This window comes from Staphylococcus gallinarum (genome assembly GCF_000875895.1).
Classification (GTDB): domain Bacteria; phylum Bacillota; class Bacilli; order Staphylococcales; family Staphylococcaceae; genus Staphylococcus; species Staphylococcus gallinarum.
In genome coordinates, this window is sequence record NZ_JXCF01000258.1 from 1 (window position 1) to 241 (window position 241).

The window sequence follows — 241 nt, forward strand, 5'->3', positions numbered from 1 at the left end:
CGGATTATCTTTTACTAAAACAGTTATATCAAAAATAGTATCAAGTAGTCTTTCTGAAGAAGAAGTTGCTTCTGGAATGAGTTTGCTAAATTTCACAAGTTTTTTATCAGAGGGAACAGGTATAGCAATTGTAGGAGGTTTATTGTCACTACAATTGATTAATCGTAAACTAGTTCTGGAATTTATAAATTATTCTTCTGGAGTGTATAGTAATATTCTTGTAGCCATGGCTATCCTTATT

At 30.7% G+C, this 241-nt stretch carries 1 pseudogene; it reads left to right on the plus strand.

What is annotated here, in order from left to right:
* Positions 1-241 (plus strand): annotated as a pseudogene (locus tag SH09_RS15680) (hypothetical protein); the annotation flags it as partial.